Origin of the sequence: Bacillus sp. FSL H8-0547 (assembly GCA_038002745.1) — a bacterium.
Lineage (GTDB): Bacteria > Bacillota > Bacilli > Bacillales > Bacillaceae > Bacillus_P.
On record JBBODD010000001.1, the window covers coordinates 2,451,679 to 2,470,525 of the forward strand.

At 44.9% G+C, this 18,847-nt stretch carries 23 protein-coding genes and 2 riboswitches; of the genes, 18 read left to right on the forward strand and 5 right to left on the reverse strand.

Annotated elements, in window-relative coordinates; genetic code table 11:
* Positions 1–8 precede the first annotated feature (8 nt).
* Positions 9–1,007, reverse strand: a complete 999-nt coding sequence (locus MHB63_12020; protein ID MEK3807260.1) for an iron-siderophore ABC transporter substrate-binding protein — start codon at positions 1,005–1,007, stop codon at positions 9–11.
* 179 nt (positions 1,008–1,186) lie between these two features.
* Between MHB63_12020 and MHB63_12025 the strand changes: the two genes are divergently transcribed.
* From MHB63_12025 to MHB63_12045, 5 genes are read left to right on the forward strand one after another with little or no spacing between them, the layout of a single operon-like run.
* Positions 1,187–2,191, forward strand: a complete 1,005-nt coding sequence (locus MHB63_12025) for an iron ABC transporter permease (GenBank protein MEK3807261.1) — start codon at positions 1,187–1,189, stop codon at positions 2,189–2,191.
* Complete coding sequence (locus tag MHB63_12030) at positions 2,188–3,243, forward strand: iron ABC transporter permease (GenBank protein MEK3807262.1); 1,056 nt, start codon at positions 2,188–2,190, stop codon at positions 3,241–3,243. Before MHB63_12025 ends, MHB63_12030 begins: the two co-directional genes overlap by 4 nt.
* 34 nt (positions 3,244–3,277) lie before the next feature.
* A complete protein-coding gene (locus MHB63_12035; GenBank protein MEK3807263.1) occupies positions 3,278–4,090 on the forward strand; it encodes an ABC transporter ATP-binding protein in 813 nt (270 codons plus the stop codon).
* Positions 4,087–4,830 carry an IucA/IucC family C-terminal-domain containing protein gene (locus MHB63_12040; GenBank protein MEK3807264.1) on the forward strand — a complete coding sequence of 248 codons (744 nt, stop codon included), beginning with the start codon at positions 4,087–4,089 and terminating at the stop codon, positions 4,828–4,830. The genes MHB63_12035 and MHB63_12040 overlap by 4 nt, the downstream gene beginning before the upstream one ends.
* A 13-nt stretch (positions 4,831–4,843) precedes the next feature.
* Entirely contained in the window at positions 4,844–5,107 is a 264-nt protein-coding gene (locus MHB63_12045) for a YusU family protein (protein MEK3807265.1), read from the forward strand.
* A 37-nt stretch (positions 5,108–5,144) separates the two neighbouring features.
* Here the strand turns inward: MHB63_12045 and MHB63_12050 are convergent, their stop codons facing one another.
* The gene (locus MHB63_12050; GenBank protein ID MEK3807266.1) at positions 5,145–5,360 is read right to left on the reverse strand and encodes a hypothetical protein; all 216 of its coding nucleotides are present in this window, start codon (positions 5,358–5,360) and stop codon (positions 5,145–5,147) included.
* A gap of 110 nt (positions 5,361–5,470) precedes the next feature.
* On the opposite strand from MHB63_12050, the gene MHB63_12055 reads away from it, so the two are divergent.
* The gene (locus MHB63_12055; protein MEK3807267.1) at positions 5,471–6,019 is read left to right on the forward strand and encodes a GNAT family protein; all 549 of its coding nucleotides are present in this window, start codon (positions 5,471–5,473) and stop codon (positions 6,017–6,019) included.
* A gap of 65 nt (positions 6,020–6,084) precedes the next feature.
* A complete protein-coding gene (locus MHB63_12060; protein MEK3807268.1) occupies positions 6,085–6,801 on the forward strand; it encodes a gamma-glutamyl-gamma-aminobutyrate hydrolase family protein in 717 nt (238 codons plus the stop codon).
* A 33-nt stretch (positions 6,802–6,834) separates the two neighbouring features.
* On the opposite strand, the gene MHB63_12065 is transcribed toward MHB63_12060, so the two are convergent.
* Positions 6,835–7,173 (reverse strand): spore coat protein, encoded by a 339-nt coding sequence (locus tag MHB63_12065; protein MEK3807269.1) that lies wholly within the window; start codon positions 7,171–7,173, stop codon positions 6,835–6,837.
* A gap of 12 nt (positions 7,174–7,185) precedes the next feature.
* Positions 7,186–7,455 (reverse strand): hypothetical protein, encoded by a 270-nt coding sequence (locus tag MHB63_12070; GenBank protein ID MEK3807270.1) that lies wholly within the window; start codon positions 7,453–7,455, stop codon positions 7,186–7,188.
* Positions 7,456–7,556: 101 nt separating this feature from the next.
* Between MHB63_12070 and MHB63_12075 the strand changes: the two genes are divergently transcribed.
* Positions 7,557–8,471, forward strand: a complete 915-nt coding sequence (locus MHB63_12075; protein ID MEK3807271.1) for a proline dehydrogenase family protein — start codon at positions 7,557–7,559, stop codon at positions 8,469–8,471.
* Between the two features lie 212 nt (positions 8,472–8,683).
* On the opposite strand, the gene MHB63_12080 is transcribed toward MHB63_12075, so the two are convergent.
* Positions 8,684–8,833, reverse strand: coding sequence for a YuzL family protein (locus MHB63_12080; protein MEK3807272.1), 150 nt, complete (start codon positions 8,831–8,833; stop codon positions 8,684–8,686).
* Between the two features lie 248 nt (positions 8,834–9,081).
* Between MHB63_12080 and MHB63_12085 the strand changes: the two genes are divergently transcribed.
* The 10 genes from MHB63_12085 (at position 9,082) to MHB63_12130 (ending at position 18,597) form a co-directional block, all read left to right on the forward strand.
* Positions 9,082–11,466, forward strand: coding sequence for a 3-hydroxyacyl-CoA dehydrogenase/enoyl-CoA hydratase family protein (locus MHB63_12085; GenBank protein ID MEK3807273.1), 2,385 nt, complete (start codon positions 9,082–9,084; stop codon positions 11,464–11,466).
* A 14-nt stretch (positions 11,467–11,480) separates the two neighbouring features.
* The gene (locus tag MHB63_12090) at positions 11,481–12,656 is read left to right on the forward strand and encodes an acetyl-CoA C-acetyltransferase (GenBank protein ID MEK3807274.1); all 1,176 of its coding nucleotides are present in this window, start codon (positions 11,481–11,483) and stop codon (positions 12,654–12,656) included.
* Positions 12,657–12,689: 33 nt separating this feature from the next.
* Positions 12,690–14,474 (forward strand): acyl-CoA dehydrogenase family protein, encoded by a 1,785-nt coding sequence (locus MHB63_12095; protein MEK3807275.1) that lies wholly within the window; start codon positions 12,690–12,692, stop codon positions 14,472–14,474.
* Positions 14,475–14,643: 169 nt separating this feature from the next.
* Positions 14,644–15,006 (forward strand): arsenate reductase family protein, encoded by a 363-nt coding sequence (locus MHB63_12100; GenBank protein ID MEK3807276.1) that lies wholly within the window; start codon positions 14,644–14,646, stop codon positions 15,004–15,006.
* A 61-nt stretch (positions 15,007–15,067) separates the two neighbouring features.
* Positions 15,068–15,451: a glycine cleavage system protein GcvH gene (gene gcvH / locus MHB63_12105; protein MEK3807277.1), complete on the forward strand. Its 384-nt coding sequence runs from the start codon at positions 15,068–15,070 to the stop codon at positions 15,449–15,451.
* A gap of 53 nt (positions 15,452–15,504) precedes the next feature.
* Positions 15,505–15,747 (forward strand): YusG family protein, encoded by a 243-nt coding sequence (locus MHB63_12110; GenBank protein ID MEK3807278.1) that lies wholly within the window; start codon positions 15,505–15,507, stop codon positions 15,745–15,747.
* 131 nt (positions 15,748–15,878) lie between these two features.
* Positions 15,879–16,226 carry a toprim domain-containing protein gene (locus MHB63_12115; GenBank protein ID MEK3807279.1) on the forward strand — a complete coding sequence of 116 codons (348 nt, stop codon included), beginning with the start codon at positions 15,879–15,881 and terminating at the stop codon, positions 16,224–16,226.
* Between the two features lie 20 nt (positions 16,227–16,246).
* Positions 16,247–16,555 (forward strand): thioredoxin family protein, encoded by a 309-nt coding sequence (locus tag MHB63_12120; protein MEK3807280.1) that lies wholly within the window; start codon positions 16,247–16,249, stop codon positions 16,553–16,555.
* Positions 16,556–16,706: 151 nt separating this feature from the next.
* The gene (locus MHB63_12125) at positions 16,707–17,027 is read left to right on the forward strand and encodes a hypothetical protein (protein MEK3807281.1); all 321 of its coding nucleotides are present in this window, start codon (positions 16,707–16,709) and stop codon (positions 17,025–17,027) included.
* A gap of 74 nt (positions 17,028–17,101) precedes the next feature.
* Positions 17,102–17,213, forward strand: a riboswitch (SAM riboswitch).
* A gap of 67 nt (positions 17,214–17,280) precedes the next feature.
* A complete protein-coding gene (locus MHB63_12130; protein MEK3807282.1) occupies positions 17,281–18,597 on the forward strand; it encodes an O-acetylhomoserine aminocarboxypropyltransferase/cysteine synthase family protein in 1,317 nt (438 codons plus the stop codon).
* A gap of 107 nt (positions 18,598–18,704) precedes the next feature.
* Positions 18,705–18,811: riboswitch (SAM riboswitch) on the forward strand.
* Positions 18,812–18,847 lie beyond the last annotated feature (36 nt).

Here is an 18,847-nt window from a genome sequence, read left to right on the forward strand (position 1 = left end):
GACAAAAATTAGTTTTCAAGAACCAGCTTTTCAATATCATCAAGAACAAGATTCGCTGATTTTACTCCGCCTGATGTGTTCCAGATTGCATCGCTCACCTGGTAAGATTTGCCTTCTTTCACAGCATTCAGGTTTTTCCAAAGCGGGTCATTTGTCCATTCTTCCACCTGTTTGTCTGCATCAGCTTTTGATTCAGCTGGGTCATATGTGAAGTAGAAGAGAAGGTCTCCGTCCATTTCAGGAATCAATTCTTTTGTTACTTCACGTGCGAAAAGGTCCTTAGGGTTATCAGAGAATACTTTTTCAAGGTTTGCAGGCTTTGTAAATCCAAGCTGCTCAAGAATGACTCCCGAGAATGAGTCTTTGTTGTAGATGCGGGTAGCGCCAGCCATGAAACGGACAACTGATACGTCCTGATTCAGCTTTTCTCCGCCTTTTTCTTTTAGTTCAGCAATGCGTGCATCGTAGTCTGCAAGGACTTTTTTGCCTTCTTCTTCGCGGTCAAGTGCTTTTGCGTAGAATTTGAAGTTTTCCTGCCATTGTCCTTTCAGCGTTTCTGAAAAAACAGTCGGTGCAATTTTGCTTAGTTTTTCATACTGATCTTCCTGGCGCAGCTTGTTTCCGATGATGAGATCAGGCTTAAGCGCTGCGATTGCTTCTACATTAAGAGCACTTTCGTCTCCAACAACTTCAACGTCTTTCATGTCTCCGGCAATATGCTCATACCAAGGGTCGCCAATCCATGATTTAACGGCTCCCACTGGTGTTACTCCAAGTGCAAGCAGTGCTTCTGTTCCTTCGTTTGTAAGGATGACCACTTTTTCAGGCTTGCCCTTTACTTCTGTCGTGCCCATTGCGTGTTCAACTGTATAAGATTCGCCTTCTTTATCTTTGCTGCCTGTATCGGCTGATTCTTCTTTTTCGCCATTGCCGCATGCTGCTAGCATTACTGCAGATAAAACGATTGCAATCAGTGCCAGCCATGCTTTTTGATATGTAGCTTGCATATGTTCTCTTACCCCCGTATTGTATTTGATAATGATTTTCATTTACAAGTTAAATATTAATTTTTCTGATTTCCGTTGTCAACATTTAATTGAAAATGATTTTCAAAATCACTTGATTTTGTTACAATAACGGTAGAAAAAAATAATCCTGGGATGGTTTAACATCAAGAGGTATAAATATGTTATTACAATCTAATTTAATGAAATCCGGAGGACTTGTTCTTGGAGTCATCCTTCTTATTGCAAGTGCCTGTGCAAGTGTTGTGCTCGGATATACCCAAACCTCCTGGCAGACCGCAATTGCTGCATTTACAGGCTTTGACGGATCAAATGAACATATTATCATTCAAAATGTGCGCCTTCCGAGAGCCTTGGTTGCTGCGGTTGTAGGGGCAAGTCTTGCTGTTGCAGGGGCACTGATGCAGGCCCTTACGAAAAATCCGCTCGCATCTCCCGGGGTTTTCGGGATCAATGCAGGAGCCGGTTTTTTTGTAGTCATTGCTGTGTCCGTATTCGGCGTGACGTCTCTCCAGGCTTTCACATGGATTTCGTTTGCCGGAGCTGCAGTTGCAGCGTTTACAGTCTACTTTGCAGGCTCCTTCGGGCGTGAAGGTCTTACTCCGATGAAGCTCACACTTGCGGGTGCTGCAATGGCCGCCTTGTTTTCTTCTTTAACTCAGGGATTTCTTGTCAGCAATGAGGCTGCCCTTGATCAGGTGCTGTTCTGGCTTGCAGGGTCTGTTCAGGGAAGGAAGCTCGAGCTGCTCTACAGTGTGCTGCCTTATACAGCCGCCGCTTTTTTCATCTGCGTGTTTCTTGCGTCTAAAATCAACCTTCTGATGATGGGGGAAGATGTGGCGAAAGGTCTCGGACAGAAGACAGGAACGGTTAAACTGGTGACAGCTGCCGTTATTATTCTGCTTGCAGGCGGTGCGGTTGCCATTGCAGGACCTGTAGGGTTTGTCGGAATCGTGATTCCTCATATAGCGCGTTACCTGGTTGGAAATGATCACCGCTGGATCTTGCCGTATTGCGCTGTACTTGGTGCAGTCCTGCTGCTGATAGCGGATATAGGAGCCAGATTTGCAGCGATGCCTGAAGAGGTTCCGGTCGGAGTGATGACGGCTCTTGTCGGAACGCCGTTTTTCATCTACATCGCACGCAGGGGGTTCCAAAAACAATGAAAAGCTATCAATCTTTCAGAATCGGCAAAGGAGTTATCTCGTTTCTTATTGATAAAAAGGCACTAGCTGTCTTTTTAATCCTTCTTGCCGTGACGTCTTTTACGTTTTTGTTCAGTACGGGAATGGGAGATATGCGGATTAATCCGCTGCAGGTGTTAAAGACGCTTGCCGGATACGGAACGGAAATGGATGAGCTCGTCATAAATTCGTTCAGGCTGCCGCGAATTCTAATTGCGCTGATGGTCGGCATATCTCTCGCCATAGCAGGGGGAATTCTGCAGGGCATTATCCGCAACCCGCTCGCATCCCCTGATATTATCGGGATTACAGGCGGAGCATCTGTCGCGATTGTCCTTTTCCTGGTGCTTTTCAGTGATAAAAACAATTCGCTGACCGTTCCAATTCAGTGGATGCCGGTTGCTGCCTTTATCGGCGCAACGGTTATTGCTTTGCTTGTATATCTTTTATCCTGGAGGGGCGGTTCATCATCGATCAGACTGGTTCTGGTCGGAATTGGTCTTTCTATGCTTGCTCAGTCACTTACAACCCTGCTGCTGATCAAAGGTCCGATTTACAGAGCAGCGCAGGCTAATATATGGATTACCGGGACGGTGTACTCTGCAACGTGGGAACAGGTGAAAGTGATGGTGCCTGTTACCATAGTGCTCGTGATCATCAGCTTTATTTTTGTCCGGAACGTCAACATTCAGGAGCTTGGGGATGAGCTTGCAGCCGGTGTTGGCAGCTCAGTGCAGAAAAACAGGTTCATTCTTCTGCTGATTGCAACAGCCCTGACAGGAAGCGCAGTGGCATTTGCCGGAGGCATTGGGTTTGTGGGGCTGATCGCGCCGCATATTGCAAGAAGGCTTGTCGGATCTTCCTTTGGAGCCCTGCTTCCTGTATCAGCTCTAATAGGCGCTGTTCTTGTAATGGCAGCAGATCTCATCGGAAGAACCCTGTTCGCCCCGCTCGAAATTCCTGCGGGCGTTTTTACAGCAGCAATCGGAGCTCCGTACTTTATTTATCTGCTTTACAGAAGCAGAAACAATTAAACCCATTCTTATGCGAAAGGGAGCTGAGGCTACTATGACAGCTATTCAAACGAAGTCGCTCACATTATCATACGGGGATACAACGATCATCAATGAACTTGACCTCACGATTCCAAAAGGAGAAATTTCCGTCTTTATAGGCAGCAACGGCTGCGGGAAATCGACTCTTCTGCGTTCCATTGCGAGATTGCTGAAGCCTGAAAAAGGGGCTGTTCTTCTGGAGGGAGAGGCTATTGCGAAGCTTCCGACAAAAGAAGTGGCCAAAAAGCTTGCCATTTTGCCGCAGGGTCCGGCTGCTCCTGAAGGGCTGACTGTTCTGCAGCTTGTGAAGCAGGGCCGCTATCCTTATCAGAACTGGCTGAAACAGTGGACTGAAAAGGACGAAAAAGCGGTGATGGACGCACTTGCATCTACTGGAATGCTTGAATTTGCCGAACGTCCGGTTGATTCTCTGTCAGGCGGCCAGCGTCAGCGCGCCTGGATTGCGATGACTCTTGCTCAGGACACGGATATCATTCTGCTCGATGAGCCTACGACCTATCTTGATATGACCCATCAGATTGAGATTCTTGATCTGCTGTTTGAGCTGAATGAAAAAGAAAATAGAACGATTGTCATGGTACTTCATGATCTCAATCTTGCCTGCCGCTACGCCCATCATATTGTGGCGATCAAAGATAAGAAAATCTATGCAGAAGGCCGTCCGGAGCATGTGATTAACTGCAATCTTGTAAAAGATGTTTTCCAGATGAACTGCGAAGTCACGATGGATCCGCTTTTTGGAACACCGCTGTGCATTCCACACGGCAGAGGACGATGCATCATAAAAGAGGCTGCCATTTCATGACCGTTTTTCTAAGTGAAGAGGAGCTTCAGGACCTGTCCAGGTTTCGGCTTGGGTCAGACAGAAGCGGGTCGGATCTGTCTGTTGAATCAGCCGGTTTGTTTGAACCTGCAGCTCTGCTTTCTTATTTAGAGGCAGTTAAGCCTAAAATCCATTCTGACAGACTAAATGTGACAGGGTCCCTGTTTGTGAAAAGGTATGCCTTTCTTGCAGCACTTACGCTTTACTCAATGACCGTCTTTGAGAAGGGTCTCAATACAGATCCCGAAAATATGAGCCTGGAATCAGATGATGAAGACCCGCTATGGCTGCCGTCTTTTTATTTCCGGAAGCTTGAGTGCTCCGTGCCGGGTGAGAAAAGGGATGAGTGGAGGGACGAAGTTCTCCGCAGTCTTTTCAAAAACCATTTGAGCAGGCTTGTCCTGACGGTTTCTAAAGAAGCAAGAATTTCTAAAATGATTCTGTGGGAAAACGTCGGCCTTTATATTGTCTGGATGTATGAAACCCTCCTTGCAAACAAGCCTGAGTGTGTTACGATAGAACAAATACAGGAAGATTATGAGTATGTGGTAAGGAAGGCGGACGGCTCTTTGTTCGGCGAAGGATTGAAAAATCCGTTTCATCCGCTATTCAGAGAAAAGCAGTCAGGTGGAGCGACGATCAGGCAAACCTGCTGTCTGTATTATTTAACATCTGAAAAAAGAGACCGGTGCAGTACATGCCCGAAACATTGCCTTACATAATGGAGGAATTTTTGTGCAGAACAAGTTGAATGCTCCGCTTGACGGATTACTTGAAAAATACACAGAGCTACTCCTCGGGGAAGCAACTCCTGAACTGAAGGAAAAAGTGAAAATGTGGGTGCTCTATTCTCACATTGCAAAATCAATGCCGCCCCTAGTCAAGCATTGGAACGAAACGTATCCGGAAGAGAAGGAAATGGTGAAAGAACTGATTGCTGAAATAAAACAGCTGAATGAACAGCACCGCATGTCCCAGACGAATAAAAAACGCACCTAATCTCAGAGATACTAAAAGAACTCTGGGATTTTTTATTTTAAGGCTGTCCCGATGCTTTTTTTGAAAAGACATAAAGAACTGGTGCACAAAGAAAAAAAGGAATAACTGAACCTGTAACCGTTTTCACTCCTCCAGCCTGATCGTACACCGTTTTTTGCCACTGAAGCCAGGAAATGTCGAATACATAGCCGCATGCATAAAGAATGCCGACTAAAGAAAAATAGATGATTAAAGCGGAAGCAATACTTCTCATTAACCTAACAACCTCCATATTTTCCCTGTTTTCTGTCATTATAAGGTATAGTTTAAAAGAGTAAAAGAATTTTAATGGAAAATCACATCCCAAAACGGAGGATAAACGAAATGAAGCAGCAAAAAACAATTATTCGCCCTATTGAAAGCAGAGATCTTATTCACCTTTGGGAAATAAAATACAGTGACGAACACCCTGAATGGAAAAAATGGGACGCCCCTTATTTTGAACATAAAAGTTTGACTCTGGCCGATTTTCTCTCTCAAAAAGAAAGCATTGTCGGACTGGATGACTACTGGGCCATTACCGTGGATGAAAAAGTAATTGGAACCGTCAGCTATTACTGGGAACATGAGCCGTCCATGTGGCTGGAAATGGGCATCGGCATCTATGATCCCGCTTATTGGAACGGAGGATACGGTACGGAAGCTTTTCGAATGTGGATTGATCATTTGTTTGAATCCCTGCCGATTGTCAGAGCGGGATACACAACCTGGTCAGGCAATACCAGAATGATGAAGGTTGGAGAAAAGCTTGGAATGACCGTTGAGGGAAGGATGAGAAAATGCAGGGTAGTGGAGGGTAAATACTACGATTCAGTCAGAGTTGGGATTTTAAGAGAAGAATGGGAAGCTCTTTCTGCAAAAAGACAGGTTTAAAATCAGGTTCAAACTTACTATGTGAGGGTATAGACCACTAACATAGATTAGGAGAGTGAAACTTGATGGACCAGTCTAAGCCGGTTATCGGCATTACAAGTTCAGTAGTGGACCATGGGGACATTCCAAGTGTCCATGTTCACCAAAAATACATCAGTTCGGTCATACAGGGAGGCGGCATCCCTGTCGTTATCCCTTTAGTGGACGACGAAGCTGCAAAAACCCTTGTTTCGAAGTGTGATGGTTTTATATTAAGCGGTGGAGAGGACGTTGATCCCCACTCATACGGGGAAGACCCTGATCCGATGCTCAGGAAAACAAACGGAGCGCGGGATCAAATGGAGCTTTCTGTCGTGAAATATGCAGAGGAAAGCAAAAAACCCGTGCTTGGAATCTGCAGAGGGATCGCTATGCTGAACGCTGCACTTGGCGGGACAGTCATGCAGGATATTGAAAGCCAGTATGACGACCCGATTAAACATTATCAAACAGCAGACAGACCAGACCCTACTCATATGGTCGAAGTATCAGAAGGAAGTGAGCTTGCAAGGATTTTCGGAACGGATTCTGTAAGAGTAAACAGCATGCATCACCAGGCTGTAGGCAGACTTGCAGATACGCTGTCTGCAACTGCGACCGCTCCGGACGGAATTGTAGAAGGACTTGAGGGAACTTATGAGGACTGGTATGTATTAGCTGTTCAGTGGCATCCAGAAGAAATGGCAGCTGAAGATGAAGCCATGCATAAGCTTTTTAAAACATTTATTGAGAAGTGCAGATAAAAAAAGCAGCCGACGGCTGCTTTTTTCTTGTATTTACTGAATATACGGAGACTGCTGCTGCAAATAGCCTGCAAACTGCTGATGAGACTGCTGGACTTTAGTTGTGTCGGCAGCTTCAAGTTTGTACCATCCGTACTTATACATCATGTTGTAAAGCTCGCGCTGACAATTTTGTGTTTCATTAAAGATCCCCTGAATATCCTGATAAAGAGCATCGTTGCTCATTTCATTCATAGCAGTGGAATAAGAGTCAGTCATGTACTTTTCAGTTGCAAGCAGTTCGTTAATAAAGTCCCTGTCGTTCATCTGCGGGGTTTTGGGAACTTGTGTTTCAGGATTTCCGATTTTATTTTGATTTTGACTGTTGTTCATGCTGCAACCCTCCTATTGAAGCTGTGTTGAACTTGCTTCCTGATTTGGATTTAAGTGATTAAGAATGGCCGTATAATGCTTTTCATGCATCTTTCCGGTCTTTTCAAGCTCTGCTTTAATTTGCTGGTCGCTGCAGTGAGAAGCGAAAAAATGGGCTTTTTTCATGGCGAGCAAATTCCATGAAAGCATATCGGTTAAGTAAAGGTGATCTTTTGTTGTGATCATGGCAGGCGGCTGCTGCATCATGCCTTGCTGCTGGCCTGTGTTCTGCTGTTGTTGCATGGAAAAACCTCCTTGGACATTTTCTTCCTTATCGTTCCTCAGGCTTCTGATTTTATACAGGTTTACCTATGTAAGAATTTATATCGGAAGGGGTATGCCGGTTGGAGTTTTTATTCCGTCATTTTTTCCTGTTTTTATCAAAAAACAAATGGCTGACGAAGGCCGCAAAGCGCTACGGCCCGAGATTCGGCGCATCGCGTTTTGTTGCCGGAGAAACGATCGGGCAGGCTGCACAAGTTATAAAAGAGCTCAATCAAAAAAAACTGGATGTGACCATTGATTATCTTGGGGAGTTTGTTGATAACGAAATTGAGGCAAATGAAATGGCTGAGCAGTCCATAAAGGCTGTTGAAACAATTGCGGGAGAACAGCTTCATTCCCAGCTGTCACTGAAGTTAACGTCAATGGGCCTGGATCTTTCTGATGAAATTGTTTATCGGAATATGAAAAGAATTATGGAAGCCGCCAAACAGCATGGAGTCTTTGTCACCATCGATATGGAAGACTATGCAAGGTGCGGGAAGACACTTGAATTATTCAAAGAGCTTAAGAAGGAATATGATCTGGGTACTGTGATTCAGGCTTATTTATACAGATCAGCGAAAGACCTGGAGGACCTGAGCGCTTATCATCCGAACCTGCGATTAGTAAAAGGAGCTTACAGGGAATCGCCGCAAGTCGCCTTTCCAAAAAAGAAAGATACGGATGAAAACTTCAAAAAGCTCATAAAAATGCATATGCAAAACGGTCACTATACGGCTGTTGCCACACATGATGATGCCATCATTGAATTTACAAAGCAATTTGTAAAAGAAAACAGAATTCCGAGTAATCAATTTGAGTTTCAGATGCTGTACGGGATCCGCCCCGAGCGCCAGGCTGAACTTGCAGAAGAGGGCTATAAAATGAGGGTCTATGTCCCGTACGGCACAGACTGGTACGGCTACTTTATGAGGCGGCTGGCAGAAAGGCCTGCAAACGCATTATTTGTGCTGAAGGGTATCTTTAAAAAATAGGGGTCAGTTCCGCCGTGCTTTAAAGGACGGCGGGACTGACCCTCATTCGGCTAAAAACAGATCGAAGCAGAAAAGGGGGCCTTTGCTGAAGTGCTGAAAATGTTTATTTTTCGCATATCCCTTTTTCATTAATCCAATATGTAAAAAAACATGTAAAGAGAGTTCAAGCCGAATAAAGCTGATTTGATTCAAATCAGCTTTACCCTGAGACCCTATTCCTGTCCCATATTCTTTTTCTTATATTGCTGGTTTGTGCTTGAGCGTTTCCCTCCGCCGGCCATTTCGTTTGTCGGCCCGGAGCTTCCCTTTACACTTGCAGCGCTAATCCCTGCATTCGATGGATCTTTCTTCAGTCTTGCCATGATTGATCACCTCCCCGGTTATATTTTTCCCGGGCTCCATTTTTTCATGTAATCAGAGCTGCCCTTATTTATGTCAAATCAATGGGACAAATCGTTTTTTTAAAAATTAATATGTGAATTTTTCGTAAATGTGTTGAACAAATTTTCTAAATCTTTTATATTAATAGATAGAGGGAAGATTTCCCGGATATTTTTTTCATCAAAAAATGAATGAGCATTCATTCAAAGCGACTAAAGGGGGAGCATTCATGAACCAGCGTATTAGAAAAGCCGCAGTTCTCGGATCCGGAGTCATGGGTTCAGGCATTGCTGCACACTTGGCAAATATCGGAATCCCTGTTCTATTGCTTGATATTGTACCGCGCACGCTGACTGACAGCGAAGAGAAGAAAGGTCTGACTCTGCAGGATGCAGCTGTTAGAAACCGCAACTCATCAGAAGCTGTGCAAAAGCTTCTCAAGCAAAAGCCGGCACCGCTTACTGCAAAAGGAAATCTGGCTTTAATCGAAGCGGGTAACTTCGATGATGACATGCACAGACTCGCTGAAGCGGATTGGATTATTGAAGTAGTCGTTGAAAATCTTGAAGTGAAGAAAAAAGTCTTTACGCAAGTAGATCAATATAGAAAACAAGGCAGCATTGTCAGCTCAAATACATCAGGCATTTCAGTAGAAGCGATGTCAGAGGGTCGTTCTGATGATTTCCGGAAGCATTTCCTTGGAACTCACTTTTTCAATCCGCCGCGCTACCTGAAACTGCTCGAAATCATCCCGACAAAAGCAACATCGCCGGAGATTCTTTCCTTTATGAAAACGTTCGGGGAAGATGTTCTTGGAAAAGGAGTAGTTGAAGCAAAGGACACTCCAAACTTCATTGCCAACAGAATTGGAACCTACGGCCTCCTTGTTACCGTTAAGGAACTGCAAAAGGGCGGATACAGTGTAGGTGAAGTGGATTCCGTAACAGGTCCTCTTATCGGCCGGCCAAAAAGCGCAACTTTCAGAACGCTTGATGTTGTAGGACTTGATACTTTTGCACATGTTGCAAAGAACGTCTATGACCAGGTGGAAGGCGAAGAGAAAGACGTATTCGACATTCCTGAATTTATGAAAAAGATGCTTGAGAACGGCTGGCTCGGAAGCAAATCAGGCCAGGGATTCTTCAAAAAAGAAGGAAAAGAGATTCTCGAGCTGAATCCAGAGACCCTGGAGTATCAAGAACGGAAGAAGCTGAAGGCTCAGAGCGTCGAGGCTGCAAAACAGATCAAGGGTTCAGCAGCAAAAATGAAAGCGCTTATCTATTCTGGCGACAGAGCAGGAACGCTTCTATGGAATATTACAAGCCCGACTCTTCTCTATTCTGCTGAACTTCTCGGCGATATTGCAGATGACATCCTTGCTATTGATGAAGCAATGAAATGGGGATTCGGCTGGCAGTACGGCCCGTTTGAAACATGGGACAGCATCGGTCTTTCAAAATCAGTTGAAAAGATGGAGGCTGAAGGAAAAACGGTTCCGGCCTGGATCAAAGACATGCTTGAGAGAGGCTTCACATCCTTCTATAAAAAAGAAGACGGCGTTTCTTACTATTACCATGATGGCGATTACAGACGCATTGAGACGAACGAAAAAGTCATCAATCTCAAAGACTTGAAAGAGAAAAAAGGCGTTATTAAGAAAAACAGCGGAGCAAGTTTGGTGGATCTTGGCGACGGAGTAGCGCTGCTTGAATTCCATTCACCGAATAATGCAATCGGTCTAGATATTATCCAGATGATTAATTTTGCCGTGGATGAAGTTGAAAAGAACTTTAAAGGGCTTGTCATCGGCAATCAGGGCAAAAACTTCTGCGTCGGTGCGAACCTTGCCATGATCCTGATGGAAGCTCAGGATGACAACTACTTTGAAGTTGACATGGTTGTCCGCCACTTCCAGCAGGCTATGATGAAAATCAAATACAGTCCAAAGCCGGTCGTTGCTGCTCCATTTGGCATGTCACTTGGCGGAGGAGCAGAAATCTGTCTTCCGTCTGCAAGCATTCAGGCATCAAGCGAAACGTACATGGGACTTGTTGAAGCCGGCGTAGGCCTGATCCCGGGCGGCGGAGGCAACAAAGAGCTTTACATTAAACTTCTGAACAGCGTTCCAAAAGGCGTCGATTTCGATCTGCAGAACGTAGCCAATAAAGTATTTGAAACGATTGCAACAGCTAAAGTTTCTTCTTCTGCAGCTGAAGCAAAAGAAAACTTCTTTATGAATGAAAAAGATTCTGTAAGCTTCAATGGGGATCACCTCATTTATGATGCAAAGCAGAAGGTTCTGCAGCTGTCTGATAACGGCTATAAGGCACCTGTACGCAAAAAGGTACCTGTCGTAGGCGAGACAGGTTATGCTGCCCTTCTTCTTGGAGCACAATCCATGCTTCAGTCAGGATATATTTCAGAGCACGATTTGAAAATTGCCCAAAAGCTCGCCTATGTCATTGCGGGAGGCAAAGTGCCGTTTGGCACGGAAGTAGATGAACAGTACTTACTTGACCTTGAAAGAGAAGCGTTCCTGAGTCTCGTGAAGGAAGGCAAATCTCAGCAAAGAATGCAGCACATGCTTGTAAAAGGAAAACCATTACGTAACTAGGAGGGTGCACTGTCATGAGAGAAGCGGTCATTGTAGCAGGTGCCAGAACACCTGTCGGAAGAGCAAAAAAAGGGTCACTAGCAGCCGTAAGACCAGATGATCTTGGAGCGCTTGTCGTAAAAGAGACACTTAAGCGTGCTGGCGGATACGAAGGAAATATTGATGATCTGATCATTGGATGTGCGATGCCTGAAGCAGAGCAGGGGCTGAATCTTGCACGAAATATCGGAGCGCTTGCCGGATTGCCGTATACAGTACCGGCGATCACAGTCAACCGCTATTGTTCATCAGGTCTTCAAAGTATTGCTTATGCAGCGGAAAAAATCATGCTTGGCCACTCGGATACAGCCATTGCAGGTGGAGCCGAATCAATGAGCATGGTGCCGATGATGGGCCACGTTGTCCGTCCGAATGCAGTGCTTGCTGAAAGTGCGCCTGAGTATTACATGGGAATGGGCCACACGGCAGAACAGGTAGCTGTCAAATACGGAGTCAGCCGTGAGGAGCAGGATGCCTTTGCAGTAAGAAGCCATGAGAAAGCGGCAAGAGCCATTGCAGAGGGCAAGTTTGACGATGAAATCGTACCTGTAGAAGTTACACAAAGAAGCGTTGGAGCAGATCATAAGCTCCGTGAAAAGACGTTCCAGTTCTCAAAAGACGAGGGTGTCCGTCCTGGAACGACAATGCAGATTCTCTCAACATTAAGACCTGCATTCAATGTGAAAGGATCCGTTACAGCAGGAAATTCCTCGCAGACGAGCGACGGTGCTGCTGCTGTAATGGTCATGGACCGTGAAAAAGCGGATGCGCTTGGACTGGAGTCACTCGTGAAATTCCGCTCCTTTGCAGTAGGCGGAGTTCCTCCGGAAGTAATGGGAATCGGCCCGATCGAAGCGATTCCGCGTGCACTGAAAGCTGCAGGTTTAAGCCTGTCTGATATTGGACTCTTTGAACTGAATGAAGCATTTGCTTCACAGTCTATTCAAGTCATCAGAGCTCTTGGGATCGATGAAGAGAAAGTGAATGTCAACGGGGGAGCAATTGCGCTCGGTCATCCGCTTGGGTGTACAGGAGCTAAGTTAACCCTTTCCCTTATTCACGAAATGAAGCGCCGCGGCGAGCAATTCGGAGTTGTCACAATGTGCATCGGCGGCGGAATGGGCGCAGCGGGAGTATTTGAATTAGTGTAAGACTTAAAAATCAGGAAAATGGGGGAACGACCAATGTCAAAAACAACTGAAAATCTAATAAAGGGTGGAAGCTTTTTACTTGATGATGTGACATATGAAAGTGTTTTTACACCAGAGGATTTCACTGATGAGCATAAAATGATCGCCAAAACGACAGAGGATTTCGTCGTAAATGATGTACTGCCTCAGCTTGAAGATATTGAAAACCATCAGTTTGATAAGTCTGTCAAACTATTGAAGCAGGCAGGCGAACTTGGCCTTCTCGGTGCTGACGTACCTGAAGAATACGGCGGTCTTGGCCTTGATAAAATCAGCTCGGCGCTGATTACTGAAAAATTTGCCCGTGCAGGAAGCTTCTCTCTTTCCTACGGCGCTCATGTCGGTATCGGATCTCTGCCAATCGTTCTTTTTGGAAGCGAGGAGCAAAAGCAGCAGTACCTTCCAGATCTAGCATCAGGTCAGCGCATTGCAGCCTATGCACTGACTGAACCGGGATCAGGCTCAGATGCCCTTGGTGCCAGAACGACGGCAAAGCTTAACGCAGAAGGCACGCATTATGTACTGAACGGTGAAAAACAGTGGATCACAAACTCCGGCTTTGCAGATGTGTTTGTTGTGTATGCAAAGGTTGACGGCGAGCATTTCTCGGCATTTATCGTAGAAAAAGAATACCCTGGGGTATCAACCGGTCCGGAAGAAAAGAAAATGGGAATCAAAGGTTCATCTACAAGAACGCTTATTTTAGAAGATGCGCTTGTTCCTAAAGAAAATCTTCTTGGCGACCTTGGAAAAGGCCACGTTATTGCCTTTAACATTCTAAACATCGGACGCTATAAGCTTGCTGTCGGAACAATCGGCGGATCTAAACGCATTATTGACGTATCTGTTGAATATGCCAACCAGCGCCAGCAGTTCAAAACGCCAATCAGCAGCTTTTCGCTCATCCAGGAAAAACTGGCAAACATGGCTTCAAAAACATATGCAATGGAAAGCTCAGTGTACCGTACAGTTGGATTATTTGAAGACCGCATGAGCCGCCTGACTCCTGAAGAAGTCAAGGACGGAAAAGAAGTTGCGGCATCTATTGCAGAGTATGCGATTGAGTGTTCACTGAACAAAGTCCTCGGTTCTGAAACGCTTGACTATGTCGTTGATGAAGGCGTTCAAATTCACGGCGGCTATGGCTTCATGGCTGAGTACGAAGTAGAGAGAGCATACCGCGACTCACGTATTAACCGTATTTTTGAAGGAACGAATGAAATCAACCGTCTTCTCGTTCCCGGCACATATTTAAGAAAAGCAATGAAGGGTGAACTGCCGCTTCTTCAAAAAGCACAGGCTCTTCAGGAAGAGTTAATGATGCTTATGCCTGAAGAACCGGGAGACGGCGTTCTTGAGCAGGAAAAGCACCTTTTGAAAAATGCAAAGAAAATCGGTTTAATGATTGCCGGACTTGCTGCTCAGAAATACGGCCAGTCCCTGCAGAAGGAACAGGAAGTTTTAGTGAACATTGCTGATATCGTGAGCAGTGTATACGCTATGGAATCTGCCATCCTCCGCACGGAAAAGGCAATTAACAAGTATGGAGAAGCAAAGAGTGCTCAAAAACTTCTTTACACGCAAGTGTATTGCCAGGAAGCATTCAACGAAATTGAAGCACATGCTAAAGAATCTCTTGTTGCGATTGAACAGGGAGACACTCTCCGCATGATGATCTCTGCATTAAGAAAATTCACGCGCCACACGCCGATCAATGTCATTGCCAAAAAGCGCGAAATCGCTGCTGCACTGATCGAAGAGAACGGATACCGCGCGTAATAAATACCTTTCAAAAAGACCTTTTTCAAAAGAAAAGGTCTTTTTGATGATTTTTGCGAAAAAAAGGCCAAGATAATAGATGGCAGAATGACGATGCTTGTCATTATGCTTGTCATAAAGAATGTGGTAAAATAATGTTGTTCAATTACGGTTGCAGGTGGTGAAAAGAGTGGCGCTTAAATATTACTGGTATCCTAAATGCGGGACATGCCGGAAAGCAAAAAAGTGGTTAGAAGATCACCATTTGCAGGCACAAGAAATACATATTGTCGAAAATCCGCCGTCAAAGGAAGACCTGAAATCAATGCTTGATTCAAGCGGATTGGAAATCAAAAAATTCTTTAACACAAGCGGTCAGAAATACCGTGAGCTTGGCCTGAAGGATAAAATATCCTCCATGTCCGAAGATGAACTTCTTGGCCTTCTGGCATCTGACGGCATGCTGATTAAACGCCCGCTGACAACGGACGGAAGCAAGACAACTGTCGGATTTAAAGAAGATCAGTTTAAAGAAACCTGGCTAGAGAAGTAGAAGACTTACCCTTTTAGTCTTTTTACAAATAAAACACGATAATCAGTTGGAGGTAGAAAAAATGAACACACCAAAAGAACTTCGCTACTCTGAAGAACACGAGTGGGTTAAAGTTGAAGGCGATAAAGTACGCATCGGGATTACGGACTTTGCACAATCAGAGCTTGGAGATATTGTGTTTGTTGAACTTCCTGAAGTAGGCGACGAAATTAAAGCAGACGAGCCATTCGGCAGCGTTGAGTCTGTAAAAACAGTATCTGAGCTGTATGCGCCAATCAGCGGAACAGTTGTTGAAATTAATGAAGACCTTGATGACAGCCCTGAATTTGTCAACGAGTCTCCATATGAAAAAGCCTGGATGATTGTCATTGAGCCAAGCAATGCAGGTGATGTAGACAACTTGATGACAGCTGAGCAATACGAAGAAATGACAAACGAAGACTGATAATCAATTCACCTTCTGGACACCCTAAACAGTAAAAAGGAGGGTGTTTCAGCATGTCATTTGAAAAGAAACGGCTGGATATTACAGACCGCGTCACCGGCAGATTTGAAGGCGGGCAGATGAATCTGTTTTTTGAAAAAGAGCAAATCGGCTCGATGTCACTTGGCCCGGACGGTCAGGTGTCGTTGAAAAATGGATATGAAGAAGAAAATCATTCCTTTTTTCAGTATGCAGACGTTCTATCTAAACAAGATGAGAAGTATGTCGATTGTGATGAAGAAAACGGCTGGTGCTGATGACTTGGCAGTGGAATGTTCCACTGCCTTTTCCTGTTGTTCCGGCCTGTTTTAAAGGTTAGAAGGAAACAACCTCATGCGTTTCGAATAGGTTATAGATAACATATACTCTAACTGAATAGGTGATGGCGATGTCTGCAATTGAGGTTGAAAAAGTCATAATTGTTGAAGGAACATCTGATAAGCGAAAAGTATTAAATGTTGTCAACGAACCGGTTGAAATTATTTGTACAAATGGCACAATCAGTCTGACACGGCTTGATGAAATGGTGGATGAACTGTTCAGCCGTGATGTTTATGTGCTTGTGGATTCTGATGATTCCGGGGATCGCCTGAGAAAACAGTTCAAACGTGAATTTCCCGAGGCTGCGCATTTGTTTATCGACAAAATGTACAGGGAAGTTGCCACTGCGCCTGATCAGCATGTCGCAGCCGTGCTGCTGAGTGCAAACATTGATGTGCATGCGAAATACTTATAAAGGGAGTTTGTGAAAAGGCAATGATTGAATGCAATGAAGAGCAGGTAAGCAGACTCGCAGAGAGGGATACTGCCATTCTTTATTTATATACACCCTTTTGCGGCACATGTCAGCTCGCTAAAAAGATGCTGACAGTAGTTGAGGCGATGCTGCCTGCCCTTGAAATAAAGATGGCCAACCTGAATTATCTTCCGAAACAGGCGTCTGCCTGGGAAATCGAAAGTGTTCCTTGCCTGCTTCTTTTTGAAAAAGGAAGATTGATCAGCAAAACGTATGCCTTTCATTCTGTCGAACATCTCTATCAAATATTGAAAAAATATGCCGCCTGATGAGGGCGGCATTTGACATATTTCTTGGGAAATAGAAAAAGAAAAGATTTTGTCTTACTGAGGAAGGAATATGTCGAAGCTTTCTAAAAGGGAAAAGTACGGAAAAATAGAATTTCTCCTATAACCACTTGAACGGAAATGAGGAGAAACAATGGATCTGACCTTTTTCGCCGAAAAAATGAATAATGCCCATTTTATACAGCCGCTGCTTCCAAACGAAAACTTAAGAATTGAGTTCTGGGTTAAAAACCTCAATCAAAAATCCACTCTCGTTCTGCAAAAAGGCAACTGTCATGTAAGCAGTGATAATGAACTCTTTCATGTGCAGATTGCTGGGGAAGAAAGGCATTTTCAAGATTGCTTTCATTCGCCAATCAGGCTTTTACAGCTTGTAAAACTTGGAGCTATGGAGGCAAAAGGGTCATTCAGAAATATACTTCGAGTAGAGTCACTCATTCAGCTCTGCAAATAATTTTTTAAAAATTCAAACAAATAATTGACTTAAAAAGAAATAAAATGATACAATCCCAATAGAAATAATAAGAAATCTTATCAAGAGCGGTGGAGGGGCCTGGCCCTGTGAAGCCCGGCAACCGGATACAGCGAGTAACTCACGGTGCCAATTCCAGCAGAGTGGATATGCTCTGAAAGATAAGAAGACCGGGATGCGCGCCTCTTCTTTGAAGGGGTTTTTTATTTTTTTAACTTGGGAGGAGAAATGGATCATGACTCGAAAAAAGTACCGTTTGGAGACCGTCAACATTCATGGAGGGCTAAATCCTGATCCTGGAACAGGCGCCAGATCTGTTCCGATTTACCAGTCTAATGCATACGTTTTTAATGACACTGAGCACGCCTCAAACTTATTTGCATTAAAAGAACAGGGGTACATTTATACCCGTATACATAACCCGACTTCCTCCGTCCTTGAGGAGCGCATCGCTGAACTTGAAGGCGGTGTCGGAAGTCTTGCGGTAGCAAGCGGTATGGCAGCCATCACCCTCTCGATTCTGAATATTGCCGGTGCCGGGGATGAAATCGTGTCAGCATCGAGTCTTTACGGGGGAACCTATAATCTTTTCCAGACGACTTTGCCAAAATACGGCATAGAAACCACATTTGTTAATCCGGAGAACCCGGAAAATTTCAGAAGCGCGATTACAGAAAAAACGAAGGCGATTTTTGCTGAGACAATTGGCAACCCGAGTCTTCAAGTGCTGGATATAGAAGCCGTTGCAAAAATTGCCCATGAAGCCGGGATTCCGCTGATTGTAGATAATACATTCGCCACCCCGTATTTGTGCCGTCCGCTCGAACACGGGGCTGATATCGTTGTTCATTCAGCGACGAAGTGGCTGCTTGGAAATGGCACAACGCTTGGCGGCGTTATTGTAGATGGAGGGAAATTTGACTGGAACAGCAGAAAGTTCCCGGGTTTCACCACACCTGATCCAAGCTATCATAACCTGGTTTACGCAGAAGCCCTTCCGGAAGCGGCTTATATTGTTAAAGCAAGAGTGCAGCTGCTGAGAGATCTTGGGCCTGCACTCAGCCCGTTTAATGCTTTTCAATTTAACCTCGGTCTTGAAACGCTGCATGTCAGAATGAAAGAGCATATCTCGAATACTAGGAAGGTTGTAGACTATCTGAACGGACATCCTGCAGTTAAATGGGTTCTCTATCCTGAAGATTCAAAGCATCCGGACCGGGCACTTGCTGAGAAATACTTACCGGAGGGAGCCGGTGCAGTCGTGGTATTCGGCATTGAAGGCGGACGCGAAGCAGGGGCTAAAGTGATCAACTCTGCAGAGCTGTGGTCACACGTTGCCAATGTTGGGGATGCAAAGAGCCTCATCATCCATCCTGCGAGCACAACACACCAGCAGCTCGACGCTGACGGCCTGAGGAAATCAGGCGTAACGGAAGATCTAATCAGACTCTCTGTTGGTATTGAACATATAGACGACCTGCTCGAAGACTTGGAACAGGCAATTGAGAAGGCCATCGGCATAAGGTCACTGACAGAATCTACAGCACGATAAGCATGCTCCTGAAGTTTTGTTCTTGACACGTACTTTTGATGCATGATAGAATCACTCTCGTACTATAAACTCACTAAATATACAGTCAATTTAATAAATTTGTCAGTCTCTTATCCAGAGAGGTGGAGGGAAGTGCCCTATGAAGCCCGGCAACCGTCAACATCGTTGAAAAGGTGCCAATTCACTCAAAGCTTGCAGCTTTGAAAGATGAGAGAAAGGTTTTTTCACATATGCCTTTCTGCTCATTTCT